We start from the raw sequence: 23812 nt of genomic DNA on the forward strand, positions 1-23812 counted from the left end.
CTCCGAGACACCCCGCCACAGCAGAAGCGGAGAGCACCCGATGCGCACTCACCCGGCCACGCCCGCCGAAGTCGACTCCTGGCTGACCGTCCTGCACCAGCACGGACACCTCCACCGCGCCCAGTCCGGCCCCGACACCACCTGGATCGTGCAACGCGAGCAGCACGACCGGCCCTGGACCCTGCACCACCCCGTCCTGGCCATGGACTGGATCGAGGAACTCGTCCGCGAAATCCAGCAGCAGGACCCGGAGACGAGCCGGTGAACACCAACGACCCGGTGGCCACCCCCGCTGGACAGCAGCGTGACCCCACCACGGCTCCTGGCGGAGCAAGCTATCGCGTACGACGGTCCTACGGCCCGTCGTACGCACTTGCCCCCGCCCAGGAGGGCGGGGGAAGCCCGGCTGGTCCCCGAGCGAGGGCGCACGGGGACCAGCCGGGCAACCGGCACCAGGGGGCGCCGGTCACCGGGGGAGAAGCAGATGACCCTGCCGACCGCGAGCAGCCGAGCCCGAGCACGCCCGCCTTCCCCGACCGCACCCCGCGCCGCCGTAGCCGCAACCCGAGCGAGCGCGCCCGCAAGACGACCACCCGCCTCTCCGACACCGAGAAAGCCGAGATCACCGACGCCGCCACCCAGCGCGGCGTCACCGTCGCCCGCTTCCTCGCCACCGCCGGCCTGAGCGCCGCCCGCGGACGCGCCGCCGTGCACAGCAACGACCAGCTCGACACCGCCATCGACGAACTCGCCGCTCTACGCACCGCGCTGGCCCGGATCGGCAACAACATCAACCAGATCGCCTTCGTCCTCAACAGCGGTGGCCAGCCGCGCGCCGGTGAACTCGAACACGCGCTGGGCACGCTGACCGGACTTCTCGCCCGCGTCGATGACGCGGCGAACGACCTGGTGACCCGGCGGCTGTGATGGTTCCCGACATCGGACGCGGCTCCCGCACCCACGGCCTCCTCGTCTACCTGTACGGCCCCGGACGGCGCGAGGAGCACACCGACGCGCACCTCGTCGGCTCCTGGGACGGCTTCGCCCCCGACCCCGGCCGCGACACCGGCCTCGACCCCGACCCGAAGGTCACCCTCGCCCGGCTCACCGCCGCCCTGGACCTGCGGGTCAAGCAGGCCGGCGACCGCGCGCCCGCCAAGCACGTCTGGCACTGTTCGGTCCGTACCGCCCCCGGGGACCGGCGGCTGGACGACGAGGAGTGGAACGCCGTCGCCCAGCGCATCGTCCACGCCACCGGCATCTCCCCGGCCGGAGACCCCGACGGTTGCCGGTGGATCGCCGTCCGCCACGCGGAGGACCACATCCACATCGTCGCCACCCTCGTACGCGGCGACCTGCGCAACCCGCGCCTGAACTACGACTTCAACAAGGCCCAGGCCGAATGCCGCCGCATCGAGAAGGAGATGGGCCTGCGGCGCCTGAACGCCGGCGACGGAACCGCAGCGAAGAATCCCAGCAGCGCCGAGAAGTTCAAGGCCGAGCGCACCGGCCGCCCGGAGAGCTCGCGCGAGACGCTCCGTGAGGCCGTTCGTCGAGCCGTGGCGGGAGCGGATTCGGAAGAGGAGTTCTTCACGCGGCTCCGAGAGGCGGGGGTGCGGGTGAAGCTGCGGCACGCTCCGTCCGGTGACGCGCTCGGCTACAACGTGGCCCTGCCCGGCGACCGCAACCGCGACGGAGACCCGGTCTGGTACCCCGGCTCCAAACTGGCCCCCGACCTCTCCCTTCCGAAGATCCGCCTACGCCTCACCGACGGGGCCGCCGAGCCGAGCGCGCCCGCGGTCGGCGCTGACCGGACGAACTGGTCACCGCCCGCCCGTCAACGACGCAACGCAGTCGTCATCGCCGAGCGCTCGGCCACGCTTCTGGAACGCGACGACGGCGGCGAGGCCGCCGCCCAGCTCGTCGGCGTCGGAGAACTCCTCGACGCGGTGGCCCAGACCTCACCGGCCCCCACCCGCGCCGAGCTGGCCGCCGCAGCTCGCGCCTTCGAGCGGGCGACCCGCAGTCATGTCCGCGCAGAACGCGCCGACACCAGGGCTCTCCGCTCAGCCGCCCGGGGCATTGTCCAGGCCGGCGGAGCGCTCGGCCGAGGCGAGGACGGCGGCACCACCGCCATGCTCGTCTCCACCCTCGTCCTGGTCACCCTCGCCGCCGCCCGCTGGCACTCCGCGCGTGGACACGCCCAGCAGGCCCACGCCTCCCGACAAGCAGCCGCGCACCTGCGCACCGCCTACCGGCAGGCCGCTGCCACCCCTATGCGAGTGCTGCACGACCAAGGCCGGGCCCTTCCAGAAGCCCAGCGCCGCACGCACGAAGCCACCCTTCGCGCCGTCCTGCCGGAGAAGGTCGTGCAGGCAGAGGGCATGGAAGCGAGGACCGACGCCTTGATCGCCACCCTCGCCCAAGCCGAGCGGGCAGGCCACGACTCCGAAGCCCTCCTGCGCCAGGCCATCGACATGCGCGAACTCGACAGCGCCGATGAGGTGAACGACGTCCTGGTCTGGCGCCTGCGGCGCATCGCCCAGCTCCCGGCACACCCGGGCGAAGGTGCCCGTCGGTCGCAGGCCGCCACCCGCCAGGCCACCACGCCGAGCAGCCGCACCAGCGAACGGAACGCGACGGCAGCCGCACCGCTCGGGACTGTTCAAGACCCCAACCGCCGCTCGCCACGTCGCTGACCAGGTCGAACCGGTAGTCGACCATCGACCGAGCGGACGCCGCGAAATGTATGGACAGCCGGTTCCACCGGCTGTTACGGATGAAGACAGGACCCACAACCGGGAGATGACGCTCGTGCTCAGAACCACCACCCGCACCACGGAGCCGGCACCTGCGCTGCCCGTCCTCCCCACTGGTACCAACCCGCTGCTGCAGCTCCAGGCCGAGACGCGGCCCGCCGACGGACCCGGGGCGATTCGCTGCGTCGGCCACTCACGCGAACTCGCTCTCGGGGGCATCCCCGTGATGTGCTCCGCCTGCTGTGCCCGACGCGACTGGCTGCTCATCAACCACGGGCGCAACGTCTGGGTCCGCTGCCGGTGCGGCAACCAGTGGCTCGAGCCCGAGATCGGCCGCGCCGACTTCGACGCCCTGGTCGGCGGCCCGCACGGGACGACCTACCCGAGTGTCGAGGTGGGCCTGGCCGCGCTCGGGTTCGACGGCGTATTCGCCGGCATCTATATGGAGTAGGCGAGCACCGGAACGAATAAGCGGAGGCTGGGGCACCAGCCCCCTGGTTCGCCGCTTCTGATCTTCAGCTGCTGGCGGGCGCCGGGTCGGCAGCTTGAGCCTCTGCGAAGGTGCCGTAGTCGGTCGATCGGTCTAGCAGGCTGAAGTCCATGTCACCGGCGGTGAACCGGCTGGTGTAGTAGTGCCCGGTCGCAGTCTTGGGGTGGAGACCGGTGACCGCTATTCGACAGGCCCCTTCGTGCCGCGGGCTTCGATGCTGGTGCTCCACGCGGGGCGTGTTGTCGTACAGGAATCCGATCTCGGCAGTTCCCGAGTTCTCGGGGGCGCCGATGGTGGCGTTGCTCGACCGCGAGGTGCTTTCCTTCGTGCGGAGCGTGGCGTGCAGGCTCCAGAAGGTCTGCTCGATCGTCATGTACGTAATGATCGGACCACGGTTCCCTCCCTCCGGGATGTGGCTCTCCGAGCTCGGGACAAGCACTACCCGCCAGGTGCCCGTGACCCAGGCACGGCCGGTGAAGCGGTGGATGACGGGCCAGCGCCAGGCCCACTTGTCGAAGACGACGGTGCCGTAGCCCACGAGGGCCGGGATGTACGCGAAGAGGTACCGGAACTCGGACGGGTACAGGCCCAGGACGACCAGGACGACCGTGTAGAGGGTGGCGGCGATGGTGGCGCCGACGCGGATGGTGGTCGCGGTGTTCATCGTCAGCTCTCGTAGTTTAGGTAGCGCCACGCGCGCTCGATCAGCTCGCGCGCGTCCTTCTCCGTCCACTTCTGGCCCTCGCCGAACACCTTCTTGATCCCGTTCGGCTCCACCATGCGCAGATAGCTGAACCAGGCCCCCGTGAGTTGCTGATAGACCTCTCGCAGGCTCTCACGGACCACAGCGTCTAGGCTGCCATCGAGGAGCAAGACGTTGTCCGGGACGTTGTAGATCAGGCACTCGGAGAAGTAGGACGGAAGGGCTTTGATCACGCCCTCGGCGGCGAGGTCGTTCTCGACGTTCTTCAGCACCCGCACCACGATCTTGTACCGGTACTTGGTGTTGGTGTTCTTCGTGCGGCCGTTGACCAGCTGGAGCTCGGGCCAGTTGATGACACGCTTGCCGTTGCGCCCGTAGACGACGCTGCCCACGTACTCGCCGCCGGGAGCCGTGGTGTCGTAGGCCACCCACTTGAAGCACGGCACCACGTCGATGCTGGGACGGCTGCCCACAACCTCCGGAACGTACACGGCGAGGTTGTGGTCCGTGTCCACCCAACCGAAGTGGTTGGTGAGCGCGTCCTCGACCTCCTGACGGAGCCTCTGCCGGGTCCACGGCCCCGCGTACCTGGCTGGCTGTCCAAACCACCAAGCCGCCAGCCCCTCCGTATGGATGGGGTCGTTTAGCTTCACCATGATGTCGACGTCGCTGTCACCGCGGACGTTGGTGTTGTTGGGGTACGAGCCCTTCGACGCCACCGTTATGTCGAGCCCCTGGAACGGTTCGTGCCGGAGTACTGCCTGTTTCACCATCCGCTCGGCGCGCTCCAGCCTGAGCTGTTCGGAAGCACCCGGAGGGTTCTTCCATTTGTTAATCAAAGCGATCCGCTGCTCATACGTCAACTGCCGTGCCACGAACGCCTCCAGGCTCCGGCGCGCCCTGCGCCGTCCACAGCGTACGAGCGGGCACTGACAGCGACGCCGCGGCCGGCGTCAGAGATGGCTCACCAACCAGACGTCTGGGTCTCTAGCCGGGGGCGACAGCGCCAGACGCCCCCGAGAACTGACGCGCCACCGTTCAGCACGCCACGGGCTCTGGGGAAATCAGCTCATCGCATCCCCGCGGCACGGCTTCTTGGAGTCGCCCCTCACATCGACCTGATGTCCGCAGTGATAGGAGACCGTGGTCAGGGGGAACACGGTCGGAGAACTCCGGTAGATCTGAGGTATGAACCTCAACGACCTCAGCTCGCTTATGGATCGTCGTCAGGACGGCGGCCTCAGCTTCGAACGCTTCCGATCCGAGCCGGCATTGACCGCACTGCGGTGGCCGGACGACGTGCTGAAGGACTTCCTGTTCGACCATGGCGACAACGGCCTCTTCGTAGACGACTACGGAGCGCTCGACCTGACCGCGATCACCTGGACGCTGGAGACGATTCCGTCCGCGAGCTTCCACAAAATGCCGACCGGTGAGAGCGAAGTCGGACTGATCGAACACTTCGCCAAAGACCCGCTGCACTGGGTCGCAGTGCGAGCCCCGGAAGTCGGCAGGCACTGGGAAGATCACGGGACGTGGTTGCGCCCGCCGCTCCTCATCGACCGGGGTCTCTTGGCCCCGGCGAGCAACGGGCTGCAGGTCCTGGAGGGCCGAACTCGTGTCGGTGTCTTGCGTGGCCGCATCCGCGAGCAGCTGCACGTCGCCCCCGAACACCAGGCGTGGGTGGGGCGCTCGTGAGGACTTACCGCGTCTGGCTGCGTGCGCTGCGAACACCGAGTGCCTCTCGTAGAGATGCGGATGAATGAGTACGCGTCTGTACCCGGCCCGCGCCGGGACCTGGCGAGGTACAAGGACCGGTGGCCCTCGGGTTGGGAGCATGTCCTGCCCTGCCAGGTTTCCCGTTGACCATGCTGATCGGGACCTAGAGCCAGCAGGACTTCACCGGCTCCCTGGATGACCCGGCGCGCGAGACCTTGACGGGCACGAGCACTGGGACATGCTCGGTGGCGATTTCGACGGCCAAGCAAAGCCGCCCCCCGCCTGAACGGCTTGGGTGGCCTGCGGCTCTCGATCAGACTTCGGCTAGTCGGTTAGAGAGGTCGAGGGCGTCGGTCGCGAAAGAGAGGGCGGCGCACAGGCCGGTCACCTCGTACAGGGTCGGACGGACTAGGCGCGGCCAGTCGTCCGGGGCGGCGGGCCAGGAACCGAGAAGCACCTCGACCTTGGTCAGCCCCAGGTACGTCGTGACGTCCCAGCCGCTGCGCGAGGCGGGCTCCCAGCGCAGTCGGATGCGCCCGAGGGGAAGTTGAAGGGTTTCGGCAGCGAGCCAGGTGATGTCGAGGGGGCCGTCGGGGCGGGTGGAGATGCGCTGGAGAAGCGCGCTGTGCACGCCGTGCGGCATGGGGCGGGCCGCGACAGTGTGCAGCGCGAGGCGGGGCTCGGGGCGCGAGAGTGACGAGATCGGAAGCCTCCGTGGTGGTAGGGAAGCGATCAGGCCCAGGTGAGGGCGTCGCGCGCCCCCACCGGGAGGTAGTCCTCCTGGCCGTCGTCGGCGATGTACGCCTTGCCGTCGCGGACAACGACCTCGGCCCCCACGAAGTGGGCGAAGGGGAAATCGGGGTTGATGGCGAGACGGACCGGCAGATTGGGGTCGATTTCCTGGAGCTGGCGGAGCAGGTGGCCGACGGTCAGGTACTGGGGCAAGGGAGTCTCCGTGAACGCTGGACATTGACGGGGCTGGTCGGCCCGACGACGGGGAGTCGTCGAGCCGTCGGTGGATGTATGAGCGGAGCCTGATCGGCGGTCAGCACGAGGAGTTGGTGACCAGGGCGGCGAGGAATCTGGCAACGGCCTCGGAGGGGGTGTGGAGACCGAACTCCTGGACCCATGCGTCGCCATCGGCGGGCTGCACCCAGACGTGCCAAACGATGTTGCGCTGCCAGGCCGACGGGTCTTCGGGGAGCCAGCCGACGTAGACACAGCCGTCGGGGCTGGTCGCGTGGACGTTGGCCTCAGGGGTGCCGACGATCGCCCACCCAAGTGCGTCCAGGAGATCGAGCACCGGGCCCGCACCGTGGTCGGCGGAGAGCCAGTGGAGAGCGTCCGCCGTGGGACGGACAACGGCCGGAAGGAGGGTGGCAGAGGTGCTCACGGTTAGATGGATCCCTTCGTTGACCTGCGGTTTTCCCGACACCCGTACGTTGGCATGTGGCATGCCGAAGTGCGTAGTCGTTTCCCAGCGAGGACGTCTGCCGTGGGCGAACTCGGGTCGTCGGCAGGTGACGGGAGACCGGGGAATGGACAGGCCAACGCGGTTGTCCTACATGGGTTGCGGTGACGGGCCGCAGGCGAGCGAAGGGGGACAGCGATGGCCGAGACGAGCAGACACTGGGACGGCGCTGGGTTGGAGCGCAAGATCCGCGCGGCCGGGCGGCCGTGGACCGTGGGCGACATCGCGATGGTCGCCGACGGCCAGTGGGGAGTTGGCGCACAGCCCGACCAGTGGCCGGACGAGGAGACGGTGGAGCGCCGGGTCGCCGAAGGCCGGCGAGTGGAGCTGACGATGGAGGAGCTGGCCCGCGCGGTGGGCCCCCGGGCCGAAGAGGGCCACCGCGACGAGAATCGGAGCTAAGCGTTCAACGTCGGGGCCCCGTTGTGGGCGATGGCCCGACGACAGCCGCCGGAGAGGACGGTTCGGGCACGGCCCCCGGGGCGTGCCGCGTCTGCCCGGAGCGGGCGACAGCAGCCTGTGCCAGCCGAACCGCCGGTGCCTCAACCTCGGGTGCGGCGGCCTCTCGAGCCTCCACCACGCGCCGGATCGCCTGGAGGTACGCACGGCTCTCCGCGTGGGCGACGCGGAGGCTGACCGCCGTTTCGGTGATCCGGTCGAGTTTGTAGAAGTCAGGCACGTACCCATGCCGGGACAGGGCGTGAAGACGGTCCTGGTGAACGGTTACCGCGTTGTCCGTGATGGCCAGGGCCGTTCGGGTGTGCATGGCGCAGCGCAGGAGCGGGTCGTCGCTGGGGCGGCGGACCCCGAGGACCTCAAGAGCTTCGATGGGCTGGCCCCAGGCGTTCTCGATCATGGCCGTGGCCTGGTCGAGCATGGTGGTGGGCATGGTGGAACTCCTGTTGGGCAGGGACGGTCGCGCGTGGAGTGCGGCTTGGGGTGGGAGTCATCGTCCGCGCCGGGGCGCCGGCGAGCTGGCCGGCAGCCGGGCAGAGGTCGCGGGCGCGGGGTGTCCCGTCCGTTTCTGCGCCGCCCCCGTGGAGCGGCTCTGGGCGGCCATCACTCGGAGGTCGGCTGCTGTGCGCGGTGCCCGCGCGGCACGGTGTACGGCCTGGGTGACCGCGGTGCGGCGTACGTCCAGCGGAGTCGGAGCGCGCGAGACCTGAGCCTCGGCGATCGACGTGGCCGAAGCGACAGGGGTCGTAGTGACCAGGTGCTGCATACGCCGGTCGACTTGGTGGCGTTCGCGGACCACCGGGGTCGACTTCGCCATCACAGCGGCGGTTGCGGTGATCAAATGGGACGGTGTGCGGGCAGTGAAGGTCGCTTCGGCACGAGTGCCCCAGCCCGGCGGGCCGGCCCACAGCTCGACGGTCCTGCGGTCGGAACCGTAGCCGCGCCGATCGATAAGGATGCCCGCTTGGTCGTCAGGAGCGATGATTTCGACGGTGCCGAGTTCAGCTCCGTCAAGGTTCCAGCCGGCATCGGTCAGCGGCCGGACGGTGTCCCTCCAAGGGGCGGTTGGCCCTGTCAAGAAGCGGCCGAGGGTGTCGGAAGCGAGGGCTTCGTCGTAGTCCTGGACCAGTGCGGCGGTGAGGCCGGCGACCATCTCGGCCGGGGTGACGTGGTTGAACGTCGCCGTCCAGCGAGGCGCCGAGAAGGCGTCCTCGGCTGCGCTGATCTTCCACAGTTCGAAGTCGTCGCCAAACCAGCCGATCCGAATCCGTTGGTCGGGAGAGGTTACGAGGAGCTGGCAGGGACCCTCATCGAGGTACTGATGAGGCCAGTGGGCGACGGGCGCGAAGCCAGCCTCGCCGGTCCCGTTGGAACCAGCCAGATACATAGGGCTGACCAGTACCTCTTGGTACCGGGTCGGGTCATCAGGGGCGTACATGGTCGAGTCTCCGGAAGCGAAGGAGGAGAACGGATCCGCGTGAGCAGCGGTGGGAGCCGCCGGTGCGCACGCGGATGCCGTGGCGGCGGCAGGTGGCCTCTAGGGACTGTCTCTCAGATCCGTCTGTGGGATCGTCGTGCTCATGATCGAGTCGTGGGTTGTCGATGACGGCAGCGCTGTGCAGGTGGTGCTGGAGACCCTCCGGGCGAAAATCGGCGAGGGACAGCTTGAGACCTGGCTGGCCAGTTCATCCGGCCGCAAGTTGGCCTTCGTGACCAACGCCGAGCGCGCGCTGGTGGTGTTGATGGATGGTGAGGATGATGCTGGCGAGCACGCCGTCGACCCTGGAGCTGAGGGATCGAGCGGCGGTTTCGTTCTGTCCAATGGGCAGTACGACGAATACCCGGACGTGGACACCGTGCCGCTTGAAGAAGCGTTCAGGATCGTCGACCACATCGTCAGCAGGGGGACTTGGCCCGCAGACGCGCGCCGGGCGGTCGACCGTTGATCGAGCCAGCTACTGCCGAATCCAGATGAGGATGGCGGCAAAGTGGAGTGCGGCCTGATAGGCAATGGCGAGCTTGTCCGTTCGCATCGCCAGGCCGCGCCACTGCTTCAGCCGGTTGATGCATCGCTCGACAGCATTGCGCTGCTTGTACGTCTCAGCATCGAAACCAGGCGGGCGTCCTCCTGCGCTGCCTCGCCGTAGGCGGTGTCTTACCTGGTCGGCGGGCTGCGGAATGACGGCACGGATGCCGCGACGCCGGAGGTGCCTGCGGATCGCGCGGGAAGAGTACGCGCGATCCGCGAGGACAGTCTCTGGTCGAGTCCTCGGTCTCCCGACTGTGCTCCGGGGCACCCGGATCCTCGCCATGACAGCCTCGAAGGTCTGTGCGTCTCCGGCCTGGCCCGCGGTGACATGGAAGCCCAACGGTCGCGCCTGGCCGTCACTGGCAAGGTGAACTTTCGTGCTCAAGCCACCACGTGAGCGTCCGAGTGCATGATCGTCGGGTTCGGCCCGATCGGGATCCCCTTTTTCCTGGCTCCGGCGGCGTGCTGGTGAGCCCGACAGACTGTTGAGTCCACGGACACCGTCCAGCCCAACTCGTCGCCAGCGTCCGCAGCGGTCAGGACGGCCGTGAGGATCCGTTCCCAGGTGCCGTCAACGGCCCACCTGATCAGGCGCTTGTGTGCAGTCTGGAACGAGCCGAGTTCGGCAGGCAGGTCCCGCCAGGGCGAGCAGGTTCGGTACATCCACGCGATGGCCTCAAGGGTTCGACGGTGGTCGGCCCACCGTCGCCCACGGACCGGGTCGGCCGGCATCAACGGCTCGATCCGGGCCCACATCAAATCAGTGATCACCAACCGGACAGACACATCCGATCAACTGACCAACCCACCAAAGAGACACGCTCTAGTTCTCACTCCCATCACCGGCCCCGGCCCGGTGCCGACCGAGCGGTCACGGCCGCCAGCACCCGCGGTTGCGGCTGTGGCGCGTGGCTGAACATGACGTTGGACGTGGCGGTGCTACGCCGTAGGGCCGCCGCGGTCCGGGCGCTGTCGGCTCCCGCCCCAGCGGAATGCCGACGTGGGTGCGCGTGGCTGCCGCTGTCGGACGCGGTGCCGCTGTTCCACTTCGCAGCGCGAAGGGCTGGCTCCAGTGCTCGACACTCGCGTAGACGGCCCCCAACGCCTGGCCGGCATCGGTGAGCACGTAAGGGTCTCCGTGCCGGGAGCCCGTCCGCGTGACCAGGCCATCGGCCTGAAGCCGGACAAGTCGCTGCCGTGCGAGGCCGCAGTCCAGACCGGCCGCCTCGGCGATGTGAACGAACCGCATCTGGCCGTCAGCCGGGTCGAGGGCCTGAATCACGGCAGTTGAGTGCCGAAGATGCAAGCGGCGCAGCGCGTCCTCGACACGCTCGGCTTCGGCCATCGGTTCCTGTGTCAGGTGGGTGCGGGACCAGTCCGACACCGTGCGGAGGACGGGGGCCAGAGACGTGCCGAGCGTGCTGAGCCGGTACGGCGCGCCCCGCCGGTCGTCTTCGCGGATCACCAGTCCGTCAGCGTGCATCGTGGCCAGCCGTTTGCCGACGAACTGCTCACTGACGAAGGGGAGCTGCGCAGCAACGTCGCGGACGCGCACGGGGCCGTTCACCTGGGCCAGGGTCATCGCGGTCCAGGTGGTCCACTTGGGCCCGATCCGGGCGAGAGCCTCCTCGACGCGCTGGGCGTCGATGGAAGCGATGGAGAGGGTGGGAGGCAGGCCGGGGGTAGCCATGGTGGGGTCCTTATCGGGATGAGGTCAGCGTGAGCGGGGGGTCGCGAGGGAGGTCCTGGCGACGGGCGTGGCGGCCGAGTCGGAGAGCGCGCCTGACGTGGTCCGCGTGGTGGTGCGGCCGAGGGCGGCGGACACCCGGGAGGTCGTCGCGCGACCATCACGCAGGGCGGCTTCCCCCTGCGCAGTGAGGGAGAGGAGCTGGCCGGGCCGGTACACGTTCTCGGTGATGTCCTGATGCAGTAGCCCGTCGGCGACCAGCCGCTGCACGGTCTGCGGGAAGACCGCCGGGTCCTGCCACTGGGCCTTCTCCCGCGAGATGTACGGGTCCTCGCCGATCGCGTTGCGGCGAAAGCGAACACTCCCGGCCGCAACCGTTTCGAGGGCTACCAGCCCGCGCTCCCCGGCGACGGCCCAGTCGTCGTCCCGGTGGGGCCTCGTCTTCTGGCCCGGCCCGTGGCTCTTGTTGCTCGCGTGTTGAGCAGGCTCGGGCGAGGAAAGAAGCCGGCGGTAGGCGGACAGGGACTCGACGAGCTGGCTGTATGCCCGGTCCTGCTGGGCCAGGCCGTCTCCGAGGTCCGGGAGAGCTGTGCGCAGCAGCGCGTACGAGACCTGGGCTCGGCCGACTTCACCCCGACCAGTGCCTTCGAGCAGCCGCTGAGCGCGCTGGACCGCGTTGAGCACGCTCTCGTGTCGCTCGTCCAGCGCCGCTGCGGCTTCGATGACGCGTGTAGCGGCCTGGTGCAGCGGCTCCTCCGGACCATGTGCGAGAGCGTGCACGCTGACATCCCCGACACCGAGCACTTCGACGACGAGATAAGGCCCAGGGTGTGTGTCTGCGTCGGACGGGTTCACTCCGTCGTCTCCATCCGGGCGAGCAGGGAGCGAACCAGAGCGGGCAGGCTCCCGGGATCGTTGTCGAGCCGAGGGCGGTCGCTCACTTCGCTGAGGAGATCGGCGTCATCGAGCAGGCCGCTGGAGATCTCCATGCAGGCGTCGGTGATCCGGGCGGCGGCGAGCAGCGACTGGGAGAGAACCTCGACGTAGTCGTCCGGCGCGAGGCCGGCGGCCTCGGCTGCGCTGCGGACCGCCTCCAACTCAAGTGCGTTGAAGGCGAAGTCGAACTCGTCGTCCCGCTCAGTACCACCGGGCGCGGCGACGATCGGGGCGCGTGGCTCCGTGGGTATGCCCACGCGGGTACAGATCTCATCGACCGAGGAGGTCAGCTCGGCGAACGACTCGGTGAGCCACCCCAGCGCGGAGGCATAGGAGGCCAGAGCGAACAGGCCCGCCGAACCAGCAGGGCGTGGCTCGGTGGCCACGAAGCCCTCGAACCGGTCGTTCAGCTCGGTGATCACGCGGGGCCCAGCGGCCAGCGGACCCAAGACGGGATGCAGGTAGGAGCGGGCGGCGGCCGTCGGGTACTCGGCGGCAGGGATGCCGCCGACGTTCTGAGCGGCCTCGGTGAGGAGATCCGCCAGCTCTGAACGGGTGAGCGCAGTACGGTCGTTGGTCATCGCTGGGCAACCTTTCGAGAAGCAGTGGCCGAGGGCGGCGCTGGTGACGGGGCAGCCGCGCGGCCCGTTGTCGGCCGTTCGGTGGTGAGCGTCGAGCGAGACCGGGCGGCCTGCACGCGGGCCTCCGTGGCGGAGTCCGGGCCGACCCCTTGCTGGGGCTCGGTCCGGAGGTGGGCCGCGCGGTAGACCGCGTAGTCCTTCCGGCTGCCAGCCGCCACGAGGTAGATCTCGCGCTTGTGGGTCGAGGTCGGTGGCGCTTGGCGGAACTGGATGACCAGCCGGTAAGAGACCTCCGGGTCGACGTACACCTTGTGGAAGCCGGCGAGGCGGCCCTTCAACGGCAAGCAGTCGTCGCTTCCGTGGACCAGGTTCTGCAGCTCCAGCAAGGCCAAATCGCGCATCTCAGAGGGGAGTTCCCGCAGGTCGGCGATGGCGTCAGGGTGCGCGGCGAAGGCGAAGCGGGCGCGGCTCACAGCAGCCTCCCTTGGACCGCGCGCTGGACCGGTACCGCCGCTGACGCGCGGGGCGCGTCGAGCCCGGTCTGCGGTGTCGGAGAGGTGCCGGCGGACCGGGAAAGGGCGATGCGGGCGATGCGGGCCCGGACGACAGCACCGTTGTGGTCGCTGTACTCCGGAGGCTCGGGCAGCGGTTCACTGCGCTCGTCCAGCCAGGTCTGGGCGACGCCGACGTCGGGGAAGGCGCCTTCGCGCATCGTGTACGTGCCGGCACCGTGGTTCCACTCCTCGTAGAAGAGGCGAACCGGTGCCTGGGTGGCCTGGGAGTCGTTGACGAGTGTCCACGCCTCGCTGGGGTTGTTGTCAGAGGTGTAGGTGTCGAGGACCTGGATCTGCTGTTCCACCTGGAGGGTGAGGTCGTCGGCGGGCTCGATGTAGTCGCTACCGCGCAGTGCGATCCGTTCGAGCGGGCAGCCGCGTTCTGCCAGCCAGTTCTGTGCGAAGGACGCCGTGGCGTGGTGACTCGTCTCGAACGTGAACGTGGACTGCCGCAGATCCCGAGCGACCGCGATCGCAACGAGCTGTGGCTCGCCGGGTATCCCCCAGGTGACTGATCGGTCGTGGGCGAGGACGAAGCTGTGCGAACCGTTGGGCGTGGTGTGGTGTTGGGACAGCACCGTCAAGTCGCCAGCCCAGAGAGCCTCCATCGCTTCCTCGGAGTCGTCGTCGACCGGCGAGAGATCGTCGAGGTCGGAGTCGAGGATGTCGTTCACGCCGCCACCCCCGCCTGCTCGGGCGCCGGGGTGGCCAGCACCCGGTGGTTGGGGCGAGTTGCGCTGGTCGTGCAGGCCGCGAAGGGTCCGTCGGGTGCACGCAGGTGCGCCAGGGTCTGGTCCAGGTGGTCGCGGTGCCAGGTCGAGGGGCCGGACAGGCCGGCCTCCGTGTCGGTGAACTGCTGCCAGGCGAGCCAGAGTGCGTGGAGCCGGGCGACGGCCTCGGGGTGTTCGTGCCAGTGCGCGCACCAGGGACGGCTCGTGCTGATCTCCCGGCCGTACACCGGCAGGAAGAGGTAGTTCACCCAGTCGCTGAGGGCAGCGAGTTCGACGGCGTATTCCTTGCCGCCCAGGGCGAGGATGGACACCGAGGCGGGGCCGTCGGGCTTCTTGCCGTCAGCCGCCTCGGCTTCCGGAGTGCCGTCCGGCGGCTGGATGGCGCCGGATTCGGGCTCGGAGCCGAGGCGGTCGAGGATGACGCCGTGCTGCCTGACCTCGGCCATGGTCTTGGCGAGGGTGCTGGCGAGGTCGTCGAGGTCTGCGTCGGGGACGCGGTACGGCTCGGGGCCTAGGGAGGTCGGGCTGGTGTCGGCCATGGGGCTGTGCTCCATCTGTGAGACGGCGACATGCCCGAGAGGATCCGGAGAATCTGCGGTTTGGCCCGGCCGGAAGAACGCGGTAGTGGAGCGCTATCGGTCGGCGCAGCGAGGACAGCGGGGGAAGGGTGGTGCCAGCAACTGCAGGGCGCGCGCGGCCTGTTGTGGGACGACGCCGTTGCCGAGCGCGGTGAGCTGCGCTGGACGGCCGAGCCCCGGAGTCGCGGTGACCCAGCCGGCGTCGAGGCCCTGCATCCACTCCACGAAGTCCGCGCGGAGCCGACCGGCCGCGTCGGTGGGAGCCGGGGCAGGACGGGTGAGGCTCTCCCATAGGGTGATGGCGGATCCGTACGCTCCCCATCGCCGGTCCGCGCCCCCGCCTCCGGCGTCTCCTCCGCCCAGAGGGGCAGGATCACCGCCGACAAGGGAGGCCGCCATCCCTTCCCGGGGCGGCGGCCCGGGGTGCCCGTGTCGCTGGCCCTCGGCGTCGGCAACAGAGACGCAGCCGCACTGGGCAGGGTCATGTCGCCATTGCCGTGCCGCTGGTTCGGCGAACCCTTGATTCCGTCCGACGCCTTCGGGGTCGGCAGCAGCAGCCACTCGACCTCGTCGGCCAGGTTCGGACCGTGCCCCCCGCTCTTCCGCTTCGATGGATGCTGGCTGCCGCCGTTCTTCCCGATGTTGCTGGTCGGCGTCTTCAGCAGGGTGCCCGGCGGGCCATGCGGCGAGGAAGGTCCGCTCGCGGCGGTGCGGGGCCCCGACGTCAGAGGCGCGAAGCACGAGCCACTTCGCGTCGTACCCGAGGTCGGCCAGGGATCCGAGTACGGCACCGAGTGCCCGCAGAGCAGGCTGACCTGCGGTGTCTCCCAGACACCACGGGCAGGGTTCCACGTCGCCAGGGGAACCGGCGGGGGAGGTGAGGAGGCCGCGCACATTCTCGATCACAACCAGGCAGGGTCGGAGGGCTGCGACCGCACGGACGACGTGCAGCCAGAGCCCGGAGCGGGTCTGGGCGTTGAGTCCGGCCCGGCGGCCGGCGACCGAGACGTCTTTGACAGGGGAAGCCGGCCGTCAGGACGCACACCCGGGGGACGGTGGACCAGCCGACGGCGGTGATATCGCCCAGGTTCGGGACGCCGGGCCAGTGGCGGGCCAGGATGCGTGAGGCGTTCGGGTCGACCTCGGCATGCCAGGCGAGCGTGCCGCCGAGCGCGGACTGCACACCCAGGTCGAGGCCGCCGTACCCCGAGCAGAGAGACCCGATCAACGGGGTGGCGAGGCTCGGGGCCGTGACGCGTAGGTCCGGCGCGGCTGCGGAGACGGGGTAGATCAAGGCGAGTTCCAGGGGCAGAAGAGGCTGGTGGGGAGGGGGCCTCACGGGTGGCCGCGCGAGGGTGGTCGGGCTGCTGACAGCGTGGGGAGACGGCTGGCCGGGGCTGGGGGTGACGCGCCTGGGCGGGGTGTGCTGCGGGCGCGGGCGGCCTTCACTCGGTCGGGCGGCGGCTCGGCCGCCGACGGAGCGGATGCCGTGGTCTTCGGAGCCGGACTGCTGTTTGCGGTGGCCCAGCGGGCACGTACCTCGTCGAGCGGACTGAGTTCGTGCAGGGCGTGGTTGATCAGCCGGCCGGGCCCCAGAACCTCGTCCTGGGCCAGGGTCCGGATGGCTCGCGCGGAGGCGGCGGCGGTGCGGGTGACGGAGGAGCGCATCACCCGCTGTCCGAACCAGTCAGCGCTTCCGGGGACCATGCCTTCGCAGACGGCTGTCAGCTGCTCGCTCGACACAGTGCCGTCGGCCAGCAGACCGCGTCGCTGGGCCTCCCAGAGCAGGGTGATCCGGTCGATGGGTTCGCCTCGGTGGTGCAGCGCGCCCAGGCACCGGTAGAGCTGCCCGTGGGTCGGGTCGGCGAAGTCTCCCGGCCGCAGCCAGGCCACCACCTCGCCCATGGCCCCCGGCTGTTCGGCGAGGACGGCCAGGAGGAACCGCTCGTCCTCGGCGACTTGGCCGCTCTGCGCCGGAGGCGGGATGTCCGTGGCGGCGGAGGGCCCAGCGGTGGGTGGGACCAGTCGAGGGTCGGTTCCCCAGCGTCGTGCAAGGTCGGTGAGTACGCCGGTCAGGACGTCCGCCGTGCGCAAGGCTCCCTCGACCTCGCCCTGGACGGCGTCGGCCCGAGCCGCCTGGTGGAGACGAATCGCGTGCTGGGCGACGGTGCGGTGGATCGCCCCCTCCAGCACCATGCGTCCGTACACCGGGGCGTGCTCTGTTCGGGGACACGCCTGGATCAGGGTGTGGGCGTACGCCGCGGTCAGCCCGCGCACGTGCTGTCCGGCCTCCTCGACCGCGTCGGTCACCCACGACAGCGGCAACGGACCATCGGCCGAGAGCGCGGGATGCCCGTCGTTGCGCAGCTTGCGGAGGGCGTCGAACAGCGCCTGGTGGATAGGCCGATAGAAGTGGTCGGCAGCGAGCCACTCCAGGTGCGTGAGCTGCTCGGGGTCGAGGAGTGCGGCGCCGAGGACCGCCTGCTCGGCGCTCATCAGCGGGTTCACCGCCGGCCTCCGGGATCAACGGAGGACGCCTCGTCCTGCCGGATGAGGAGGTTGGCGACTGACCGGTCGGCAGCGGCCATTGACAGGGAGAAGTCGTCCAGGGCAGCGGTGAAGGCGGGATCGGAGGCGGGGATCGAGTCGGCCCCGCCGTCAAGCCACCACCGGCCACCGCGCAGGACGACCGGAGCGTGGGCCAACCGCCCCTGCTGTGGTGTGGGCGCGCTCATGCCGACAGTCCAAGATCGTCCTGGTCGATGCTCTTCGCGAGGGCGCGCTCGGTGATGGCCTTCGTGGCGCGAGCGGAAGCCGGGCCGACGACCTTGGCGGAGGGCTCCTTGTACCAGGGCTTGAGGTTGAGCATGGCGACCCGGATGCCGGTGGCCAGCAGCAGCACCTTGCCCTTGGGCAGGGCGCGGATGGCGTCCGGCGGAAGGATCCGCTCGGTGCGCATGCTCACCGAGGTGGACTTGCCGCCCTCGCTGGTCGACACCGAGGTGGTCTGGACGTCGTGATCGCCGACCTGGCGGCTGAGCCGGTCGGCGAAGTCCGCGTCATCGATGCCAGACCCGATGATCTTGATGGTGGCGGCGGAGTACAGGGCGTCCATACCGGCCTCGCCCCAGCACCGCTGGCCCTGACGGTAGGACTGCAGGATCGTCATCGGGATGACGCCTCGGCTGCCCAGGTGGCTGTAGAGATCAGGGAGGTCCGAGATGCGGCAGACATTCGCCGCCTCGTCGAGGACGCAAAGGGCGGGCGGGTCGAGTCGCCCGCCGGAGCGCTCGGCGACGATCACGGCCGCGCGCATCACGGCGTCGGCCGCCGCCGCGATGATCGCGGACGCACTGCCGCCGCCGTCCTTGCTCAGCAGATACAGGGTGTCGCGGGAGGTGGCGAAGGCGAACGGCTGGAACTCGGGGAGGTCCTCGTTCGGGGTGACCCAGGCGGCGACGTCCGGGTCGAGCAGGCAGCTCGCGTACTGCCTCGCCGTCTCATAGATGCCGTCGCGCGTTTCGGTCGCGCCGGAGACGGTGCCCTGGAGCTGGGCGGCGACGGCATGGTGGCCGGCGTCGGTGAGCAGGTCCACCGGGGTGCGGTCGGCCGGCATCGCGAGCCAGGCCAGGACGTCGGTGATCGGCCGCCGGTGGGACGCGGCGGCGAGGAAGAGGGCACCGAGGGTGTTGCTCGCGGCGGTGGACCAGAAGTCGGAGCCGCTGGACTCGTCCACGCTCGCGGTCACGAAGTGCCCCGCCAACCTCTTCGCCCCGGCGAGATCGCGGGCGTCAGCGAGGATGTCCCACCACATCTCGCGCGGGTGGTGGGCGATCTGCTGCGGATCGAGGATCCAGATCGTGCCGACCTCGGCACGGGCGTCCACGGTTGTGGTGAAGGCGTCGTTCGCGGCTTTGTTGCTGGTGAGTAGGACCGGGCCCGGTGCTGAGAGGATCGCGGGGATCGCCAGCCCGGACGTCTTGCCGGAACGCGGGGCCATGATCGCGACGATCACGTCCTCCCAAGACGCGCGGACCTCCGCACGACCGGAATCGAGGGTGCCGAGCAGGATGCCGCGGTCAGCGGGCAGGACCTCTTTTACTCTCCCGGCCGCCCAGGCTCGGGCGCAGGCTCTTCGCCTTGGCGACGATCTCCTTGTCCAGCAGCGGTGCCAGGTCCGCCTTGCGGGCGAGGCCGGACTTGGACCCGGCACGCCAGCGCATCCACAGCACCGCAGCGGTGACGACCAGGGCAACGGTGAGCAAGCCGGGGACGACGCGGGCACCGACCACCAGCATGCTGGTGCTCAAGGCCGGCCACACCACTTCCGGATGCAGCAGTGCGTCCGTGACGCGGAAGGGGGCCCATATCCCGCTCCCGACAAACGTATTGGTGAGATTCCCGGTCAGCCAGGCCAGGGAGCCGAAAGCCATGACGGCGCCGAGGACGCCGAACAGCAGGTAGAGGAGCGCGTCCGACCCGGTGGTGGTCGAGGGCGCGCTGGTGCGCGGGGAAGGCACGGCGGTTCCTTGGGTGTGCGAGCGGGCAGGGGCGGGGCGCGCTCGGCTCTCGTGCAGCTCATGGGGGTATTCCTGGACGTCTGAGGCGGAACGTTTCAGCGGGGTCGGCCGGCAGAACGAGGCGCGGGCGGAGGTGCTGCGGTGGCCGGCGGACTGCCGGTCGACGGCGATGTTCCGGCGCGCGGCGAGGAGGAGCGGGCCGCCCGCTGCCGGTCTGAATCGAAGTTCCGGGCAGAGGACGGCACAGGAGCAGCCTCGGTACCGAGGACGTCGTCGAGCAACTCCCGGCTGCGCAGGACGTTGACCATCTGGTGGTGCCGGGGGTCCGTGCGCTCTGCGGGACAGGCAGCGAGACCGTCCTCGGCGACTTCCAACTGCTCACGGGCGTCCTGGAGCATTCCGTACGCGGCTGCCAGCCGCGTCCACGTCTCGAAAGTCGGATGGTGATGCGGGTCGTCGAAGTCGAGACGGGCGCGAGTCCAATCGGCGGCAGAGGCGACGAGTTCGGTCAGCTCGGGCAGAGCCCCGACCAGTGCGCCGTTGACCTCCTCGATGATGCCCGCCACCTCATCGGGCGAGGCGTCCTCGTGGAGGCGAGAAATCATCCCGCGGACCGAGTACGGATCGGCGGAAGCGCTAGACAGGCGCCTGACCTGCAGCGGCTTGTCAGAGCCCGGTGCCGCGCTGCGGTGGGCGAGCCGGATGTTGTGCTGCATGGCCGCACCGACGGCCTCGCCGATGCTGGAGTAGTACTCGGGCACGCTTGCCTCTTCGGGTGAGTGGTCCTTGACGGGTGAGTCGAGCGGTGGCGCGCGACGTACTGGTGGCCGACGGCGAAGAGAGCGGCCGGAATCACCGTCGGGGGGTTGCGGCGCGCGGCGGGTGACCCGTCGGAGTGAGCGGCGCCGTCTGAGAACCGGACGCCGACGAGACCTTGGCCTGATTCGCCGCAGGAGAAGTGGCCAGAGCGGCACCTCGGTGATCACGGACGGTCCGTGCTGCCGAGTAACTCGTCGAAGCGGCGCCGACTCGGCGTAGCTCGGCCTCGGAATCGACGAGTTCAGACTGGGCCGAGCTGACGAACTCCGAGGCGAAGCCGAACCGGTCGGCGAGCGCATACGCGTCGTCGTCCAAGTCGTTGACCTGTTCTCCCGCTGCTTCCAGCGCCTCCCAGACACGCTCCAGCGCACCGTGCTCGGGGTGAAGGAGGTGGTCAACTGCCCGCTGAAGGCTGGCCCCGTCTTCGGCCGCACGGATCTGGTCCGTGATGCTGAGAAGTTCGGCTCCGGCGGCGTAGGGCCCCAGCGCATGCACCGGAGGGCTCATCCGCGCCGTGTCGAGGGACGGCGGAAGGGTGACGTCATAGCGAGCGGCTCGAAGCATCTCGGCCGCATGGCTGGCGATGGCGACCTGCTCGGCGAGCGGAGTGGTGGTGGGAAGGCGATGGCGTCGGCCGTGCCAGTCGTCAATCTGCTTGAAACCGGCGTGACGGAGGAGCTGCGCGGAGAGGCCATCGGTAGCGCCCTTGGCAACGACGCTGCCGCTGAACTCGGACGTGATGGTGATCGAGGTAGGCACGGAAGTCTCCGGGGCAGAGGGAGCGAAGGACCCGTCGGAAGTGGGCCAGTGGGCAGAGCGTCCGGCAAATCCGGGGTTTGGTCCGGCCGAGAATCGCTGGTAGAGGCCGCACGGCGGCGGTCAGCCGGGCGCCCCGCCGCAGCAGGGCACCCGGTCGGTCAGAAGAAGGGATTCTCTGTCGGCCGGTCGGCCCCGGTGGCGGCCATGAGCAGTTCGGCGAGGTCCTCGGGCTCGGACGACCTCTGGTCTATCCACCACCCGGCGCGGGTCACCGTACGAGCGTTCTCCTCGATCTCCGCCCAGTCCGCTTCGCTGGTCGTGCCTTCAGTGACCAGTGCGGTGTAGGCGTTGGTCAGGATCTGGTGACGACAGCGCACGCCCCAGGGAACGGCCCGCTCGGTCCCCTCCAGGGGAGGCATCCGGTACTGCTCGGACCAGACTTCGGACGCGGTCTGCTCCTCGGCGCATTTCGCCCTGAGACGGGCGGAGTTGTGCTGCTCGTCGACCTTGTTCGAGGCGCGCCAGCAGTCGATGTACTCCTGCCTGGCAAGCCATTCGGCGAAGGCTGCGCGGCGGTCGGCCGGTCGGAAAAGTCGTGGTCGGCATGGTGACCGCAGGCGTGTTCTCCGCGAATCTCCCGTCTCGGGAGCCAGTAAGGTGCGGCCGTCGGCGTCACCGAATCGGCTGATCCGACGGCTGCATCCTCTGAGTGGTCAGGACGGCTTGGTCTCGTGATCTAGGGCATCGATAATCGACAGGATCGTTGCCAGATCTGCTTCGACCTCGTCGACGGTGATCGTCGCGCGCCCGCGTCCGCTGCGGTCGCCGGTGTGGGCGATCAGGTTGCGGCGAGCCACAATCCGGTCCAGCTCTGTGGTGGACTCGTTGATAGCGACCTTGCGCCGCTTGTCGACGCGGGTCATGAGCTTCTTCTCGCCCACGAGACTGAACAGCTGACCGATCTGGGCAGGCGCGGGGCTGGCCCGCATCCGGATCTCCAGTTCGACGACTTGTCGAAGTCCCCAGCCTCGCTTCTCGTACTTCTCCTGGATCGCGAGGTAGTCCCCCACTGTCATAGACAGCTCAAGCAAACCCCCTGGAGGTGGGGTGGAGGCAATGGCAGTGCTGTAGCGCTCCATGACTCTGTCTGCGCAGAAGGTCTCTATGGCCGCGCAGGCGGCCACGAGAGCCTGCCTGAGGAGAGGCCTGAGGTTAGGTTCCTGGAGCTTCTCTCGCAGCGTGGCATGGCCTGGCTTGAAGGTCACGAAAACCCGGTCGTTCTCCAGGCACTCCAGCTCATCCCAGTACTTCTGCGGCAGAGAGAGAGCGTCGCCGAGTCGTTCCCGCTTCTCACGTCGCATCCTGCGCTGCCGGTTGTTGACGAGGGTCTTGGCAAGGTCTACCAGGATCTCAGCGTCTTCGAGATTGAGGTCGAACGCTTCACGTGCCGTCAACTTCGGGGGCGCGCCCATGTGTGCTCTCCGGGGTCTCAGTTGTGATGTTGATCAGAGTGCCCCTCGGCATGCTGAGCGTCCACGTGTTTCCCGGAACCCACCACGTGGAGTGTTTCGCCATCCTCAAACCGGCCGCGAAGGGTCCGTGACCTGCGGTTTTGTCCGCGCGCATTATGTGCAGTGTGGGCGTTACGGGCGATATCCTGATGCTGAAATGACGCCCGTGACGCTCATTTGGGGTGCGTGGTGGACAGGATGCTGGTGGACAGGTGGCGCATGAGGGGCTTGCAAGGTCCTTCGCTTATTCCCGACGTCTGCTGTCCCGGAGGTGGGGCAGCAGACGTCGGTACTCTTCCTGGAGAATCCGGCACCTGACGTAGGGGGGGCGATGAGGGTGAAAGACGACAAGGCGTACGGGTTCGCTGGTGACCGGTACCGGACAGTGGGCATCGTGAAGGGTGATGACGCGTGCGGTTTCTCGCAGAGGTGAGGTGGTCATGCCGTCCCTTCGCGTCTACCTGCTGCGCTGCCGGGGATCCACTGCAGCAGCCCGGACAAGGCCGAGCAGGCTCGCAACCGCCACCATCATGTTCTGTTCGGACTGCCTGATCCGACGTTCGGCCCCACCGGGCAGGCCGTGCTACGTAGCCTGATCAGCACCCTGTACTTCCGGCCAGAGGACTGATGATGCACCGTGAGCCGATGGGCTACGACCTGTTCGGCGACCCGTACTTCGAGGACGACGTTGCTGTGCCGGAGCCCGAGCAACTGCGCGAGTTCACCCCTCAGACGCTACCCAAGTGCTTTCGGACGTGGCAGCAGATCCGAGACGTTGGTCTGGAGTCGGTAGGTCCGCCTGTTGGGCTCCTGTCCTGGACGCCGTCGGGTGCCTGCGCTCCGAAGACCGCCAAGGTCTACGACATCTCCAAGGCCAGGAAGGCCGGCCCCCGGGAACCCGACCTATTTGAGCTCTTCGAGGAAGCCGAAGAGCAGGAACCGTTGGCCGCAGCTGGCGGAGTCGGACGAGTGCATCCGGTGATCAGTCAGGGTGTCCTGGCCTTGGCTGCGTGGTCGGAGTGGGTGCCGTTGATCGGCGCTGAGGTACCGCGGTTGCCGGGCGTCTACCTCGCCAGGCGGGGCCAGAGCGGCCCGATTGTCTACGTGGGCATGTCGGGTGAGCGCCAGGGCGAGGGGCTGCGGGGCCGGATACGGCGGTACACCAGTGGAAAGGCATTGGCCTCTGGGCTCGGCGAGGCGGTCTTCGACCGGGCGCTGGCCGACTTGGACTGGGTGCGCGAGCGCCTTGCGGAAGTCGAGAGCGGTCAGCCGATGCGGGCGACCGGGTGGGGCAAGGCTGCCTTAACGTGGGCCGACCTGCATGTCTGCTGGGCTATCACCGCAGATGGCGAGGCCGCCCGTGTCCTGGAGGAGCAGGTCCTATCGTTGGAGAGCGTCGACTGGTGGAATCGCGCCCGCTGACTGTCCGGACCAACAAGCAGTCAGGAGCACGCACCTCATCCCTAGCGGCCGCGGTGTGTACGTTCATCTGGGACGGGCAGCGGGAGA

30 protein-coding genes and 2 pseudogenes are annotated in these 23812 nt (G+C 69.0%); 8 read left to right on the forward strand and 24 right to left on the reverse strand.

From position 1 onward, the window contains the following. Nucleotides 1-40 precede the first annotated feature (40 nt). The 4 genes from QR77_RS32515 (at nt 41) to QR77_RS32530 (ending at nt 3210) form a co-directional block, all read left to right on the forward strand. The gene (locus tag QR77_RS32515) at nt 41-265 is read left to right on the forward strand and encodes a hypothetical protein (protein ID WP_003972986.1); all 225 of its coding nucleotides are present in this window, start codon (nt 41-43) and stop codon (nt 263-265) included. Continuing rightward, nucleotides 262-927 carry a MobC family plasmid mobilization relaxosome protein gene (locus tag QR77_RS32520; RefSeq protein WP_040025635.1) on the forward strand — a complete coding sequence of 222 codons (666 nt, stop codon included), beginning with the start codon at nt 262-264 and terminating at the stop codon, nt 925-927. The genes QR77_RS32515 and QR77_RS32520 overlap by 4 nt, the downstream gene beginning before the upstream one ends. Next, on the forward strand, nt 927-2699 hold the full coding sequence (locus QR77_RS32525; protein WP_040025638.1) for a relaxase/mobilization nuclease domain-containing protein: 1773 nt from the start codon (nt 927-929) through the stop codon (nt 2697-2699). The genes QR77_RS32520 and QR77_RS32525 overlap by 1 nt, the downstream gene beginning before the upstream one ends. 106 nt (nt 2700-2805) lie before the next feature. Then, the gene (locus tag QR77_RS32530) at nt 2806-3210 is read left to right on the forward strand and encodes a hypothetical protein (protein WP_040025640.1); all 405 of its coding nucleotides are present in this window, start codon (nt 2806-2808) and stop codon (nt 3208-3210) included. 64 nt (nt 3211-3274) lie between these two features. On the opposite strand, the gene QR77_RS32535 is transcribed toward QR77_RS32530, so the two are convergent. Together QR77_RS32535 and QR77_RS32540 are read right to left on the reverse strand one after the other, a co-directional pair. Next, complete coding sequence (locus tag QR77_RS32535; protein ID WP_040025641.1) at nt 3275-3913, reverse strand: hypothetical protein; 639 nt, start codon at nt 3911-3913, stop codon at nt 3275-3277. A gap of 2 nt (nt 3914-3915) precedes the next feature. After that, nucleotides 3916-4827, reverse strand: a complete 912-nt coding sequence (locus tag QR77_RS32540) for a nucleotidyltransferase (protein WP_150130472.1) — start codon at nt 4825-4827, stop codon at nt 3916-3918. Nucleotides 4828-5140: 313 nt separating this feature from the next. Between QR77_RS32540 and QR77_RS32545 the strand changes: the two genes are divergently transcribed. Further along, entirely contained in the window at nt 5141-5650 is a 510-nt protein-coding gene (locus QR77_RS32545) for a hypothetical protein (RefSeq protein WP_040025642.1), read from the forward strand. Nucleotides 5651-5984: 334 nt separating this feature from the next. Here the strand turns inward: QR77_RS32545 and QR77_RS32550 are convergent, their stop codons facing one another. The 3 genes from QR77_RS32550 to QR77_RS32560 all read right to left on the reverse strand — a co-directional run bounded on the left by QR77_RS32550 (nt 5985) and on the right by QR77_RS32560 (nt 7127). After that, nucleotides 5985-6302 carry an esterase gene (locus QR77_RS32550; RefSeq protein ID WP_236710902.1) on the reverse strand — a complete coding sequence of 106 codons (318 nt, stop codon included), beginning with the start codon at nt 6300-6302 and terminating at the stop codon, nt 5985-5987. Nucleotides 6303-6403: 101 nt separating this feature from the next. Further along, the gene (locus QR77_RS32555) at nt 6404-6616 is read right to left on the reverse strand and encodes a hypothetical protein (RefSeq protein ID WP_040025644.1); all 213 of its coding nucleotides are present in this window, start codon (nt 6614-6616) and stop codon (nt 6404-6406) included. 100 nt (nt 6617-6716) lie between these two features. Further along, the gene (locus QR77_RS32560) at nt 6717-7127 is read right to left on the reverse strand and encodes a DUF317 domain-containing protein (RefSeq protein ID WP_236710904.1); all 411 of its coding nucleotides are present in this window, start codon (nt 7125-7127) and stop codon (nt 6717-6719) included. Nucleotides 7128-7280: 153 nt separating this feature from the next. On the opposite strand from QR77_RS32560, the gene QR77_RS32565 reads away from it, so the two are divergent. Then, nucleotides 7281-7544 (forward strand): hypothetical protein, encoded by a 264-nt coding sequence (locus QR77_RS32565; protein WP_040025646.1) that lies wholly within the window; start codon nt 7281-7283, stop codon nt 7542-7544. Nucleotides 7545-7548: 4 nt separating this feature from the next. On the opposite strand, the gene QR77_RS32570 is transcribed toward QR77_RS32565, so the two are convergent. Together QR77_RS32570 and QR77_RS32575 are read right to left on the reverse strand one after the other, a co-directional pair. Continuing rightward, entirely contained in the window at nt 7549-8031 is a 483-nt protein-coding gene (locus QR77_RS32570) for a hypothetical protein (RefSeq protein WP_040025647.1), read from the reverse strand. Nucleotides 8032-8088: 57 nt separating this feature from the next. Further along, nucleotides 8089-9036 (reverse strand): DUF317 domain-containing protein, encoded by a 948-nt coding sequence (locus QR77_RS32575; RefSeq protein WP_040025648.1) that lies wholly within the window; start codon nt 9034-9036, stop codon nt 8089-8091. Nucleotides 9037-9178: 142 nt separating this feature from the next. On the opposite strand from QR77_RS32575, the gene QR77_RS32580 reads away from it, so the two are divergent. After that, nucleotides 9179-9544, forward strand: coding sequence for a hypothetical protein (locus tag QR77_RS32580; RefSeq protein ID WP_040029031.1), 366 nt, complete (start codon nt 9179-9181; stop codon nt 9542-9544). Between the two features lie 9 nt (nt 9545-9553). On the opposite strand, the gene QR77_RS44265 is transcribed toward QR77_RS32580, so the two are convergent. The 17 genes and pseudogenes from QR77_RS44265 to QR77_RS32665 form a co-directional block, all read right to left on the reverse strand. Continuing rightward, nucleotides 9554-10383 (reverse strand): IS5 family transposase gene (locus tag QR77_RS44265; protein WP_236711192.1). Its coding sequence is split into 2 segments (ribosomal slippage): nt 9554-10062 and nt 10062-10383, totalling 831 coding nucleotides; the frame shifts between segments, so codons are not numbered across the junction. Between the two features lie 115 nt (nt 10384-10498). After that, nucleotides 10499-11317: a winged helix-turn-helix transcriptional regulator gene (locus QR77_RS42500; RefSeq protein WP_236710906.1), complete on the reverse strand. Its 819-nt coding sequence runs from the start codon at nt 11315-11317 to the stop codon at nt 10499-10501. A gap of 24 nt (nt 11318-11341) precedes the next feature. Then, nucleotides 11342-12169, reverse strand: a complete 828-nt coding sequence (locus QR77_RS32595) for a hypothetical protein (protein ID WP_040025649.1) — start codon at nt 12167-12169, stop codon at nt 11342-11344. Further along, a complete protein-coding gene (locus QR77_RS32600; protein WP_040025650.1) occupies nt 12166-12831 on the reverse strand; it encodes a hypothetical protein in 666 nt (221 codons plus the stop codon). The genes QR77_RS32595 and QR77_RS32600 overlap by 4 nt, the downstream gene beginning before the upstream one ends. Next, complete coding sequence (locus QR77_RS32605; RefSeq protein WP_040025651.1) at nt 12828-13304, reverse strand: hypothetical protein; 477 nt, start codon at nt 13302-13304, stop codon at nt 12828-12830. The genes QR77_RS32600 and QR77_RS32605 overlap by 4 nt, the downstream gene beginning before the upstream one ends. After that, nucleotides 13301-14059 carry a hypothetical protein gene (locus QR77_RS32610; RefSeq protein WP_040025652.1) on the reverse strand — a complete coding sequence of 253 codons (759 nt, stop codon included), beginning with the start codon at nt 14057-14059 and terminating at the stop codon, nt 13301-13303. The genes QR77_RS32605 and QR77_RS32610 overlap by 4 nt, the downstream gene beginning before the upstream one ends. Beyond that, nucleotides 14056-14655 (reverse strand): DUF4913 domain-containing protein, encoded by a 600-nt coding sequence (locus QR77_RS32615; protein ID WP_040025653.1) that lies wholly within the window; start codon nt 14653-14655, stop codon nt 14056-14058. Before QR77_RS32615 ends, QR77_RS32610 begins: the two co-directional genes overlap by 4 nt. Before the next feature lie 93 nt (nt 14656-14748). Then, nucleotides 14749-15654, reverse strand: a pseudogene (locus QR77_RS44270) (DNA cytosine methyltransferase); the annotation flags it as partial. A gap of 112 nt (nt 15655-15766) precedes the next feature. Beyond that, nucleotides 15767-16033: pseudogene (locus QR77_RS50085) on the reverse strand (hypothetical protein); the annotation flags it as partial. After that, nucleotides 16030-17202 carry a DnaB-like helicase N-terminal domain-containing protein gene (locus QR77_RS32630; protein WP_040025654.1) on the reverse strand — a complete coding sequence of 391 codons (1173 nt, stop codon included), beginning with the start codon at nt 17200-17202 and terminating at the stop codon, nt 16030-16032. The pseudogene QR77_RS50085 and the gene QR77_RS32630, both read right to left, overlap by 4 nt. Beyond that, the gene (locus QR77_RS32635; RefSeq protein ID WP_040025655.1) at nt 17199-17429 is read right to left on the reverse strand and encodes a hypothetical protein; all 231 of its coding nucleotides are present in this window, start codon (nt 17427-17429) and stop codon (nt 17199-17201) included. Before QR77_RS32635 ends, QR77_RS32630 begins: the two co-directional genes overlap by 4 nt. Then, complete coding sequence (locus QR77_RS32640; RefSeq protein ID WP_236710908.1) at nt 17426-18694, reverse strand: type IV secretory system conjugative DNA transfer family protein; 1269 nt, start codon at nt 18692-18694, stop codon at nt 17426-17428. Before QR77_RS32640 ends, QR77_RS32635 begins: the two co-directional genes overlap by 4 nt. Nucleotides 18695-18773: 79 nt before the next feature. Next, entirely contained in the window at nt 18774-19214 is a 441-nt protein-coding gene (locus tag QR77_RS32645) for a hypothetical protein (protein ID WP_040025657.1), read from the reverse strand. Between the two features lie 95 nt (nt 19215-19309). Beyond that, nucleotides 19310-19975 (reverse strand): hypothetical protein, encoded by a 666-nt coding sequence (locus QR77_RS32650; RefSeq protein ID WP_040025658.1) that lies wholly within the window; start codon nt 19973-19975, stop codon nt 19310-19312. 91 nt (nt 19976-20066) lie between these two features. Further along, nucleotides 20067-20792, reverse strand: coding sequence for a hypothetical protein (locus tag QR77_RS32655; RefSeq protein ID WP_040025659.1), 726 nt, complete (start codon nt 20790-20792; stop codon nt 20067-20069). A gap of 158 nt (nt 20793-20950) precedes the next feature. After that, the gene (locus QR77_RS50090; RefSeq protein ID WP_347359805.1) at nt 20951-21211 is read right to left on the reverse strand and encodes a hypothetical protein; all 261 of its coding nucleotides are present in this window, start codon (nt 21209-21211) and stop codon (nt 20951-20953) included. Nucleotides 21212-21505: 294 nt separating this feature from the next. Further along, nucleotides 21506-22264 carry a HEPN domain-containing protein gene (locus tag QR77_RS32665; RefSeq protein WP_040025661.1) on the reverse strand — a complete coding sequence of 253 codons (759 nt, stop codon included), beginning with the start codon at nt 22262-22264 and terminating at the stop codon, nt 21506-21508. Between the two features lie 684 nt (nt 22265-22948). Here QR77_RS32665 and QR77_RS47930 point away from each other — a divergent pair. Beyond that, complete coding sequence (locus tag QR77_RS47930) at nt 22949-23725, forward strand: hypothetical protein (RefSeq protein ID WP_201778835.1); 777 nt, start codon at nt 22949-22951, stop codon at nt 23723-23725. The last annotated feature ends 87 nt before the right edge of the window (nt 23726-23812 follow it).

This window comes from Streptomyces sp. 150FB, assembly GCF_000818195.1.
In the GTDB taxonomy this organism is placed as follows: Bacteria; Actinomycetota; Actinomycetes; order Streptomycetales; family Streptomycetaceae; genus Streptomyces.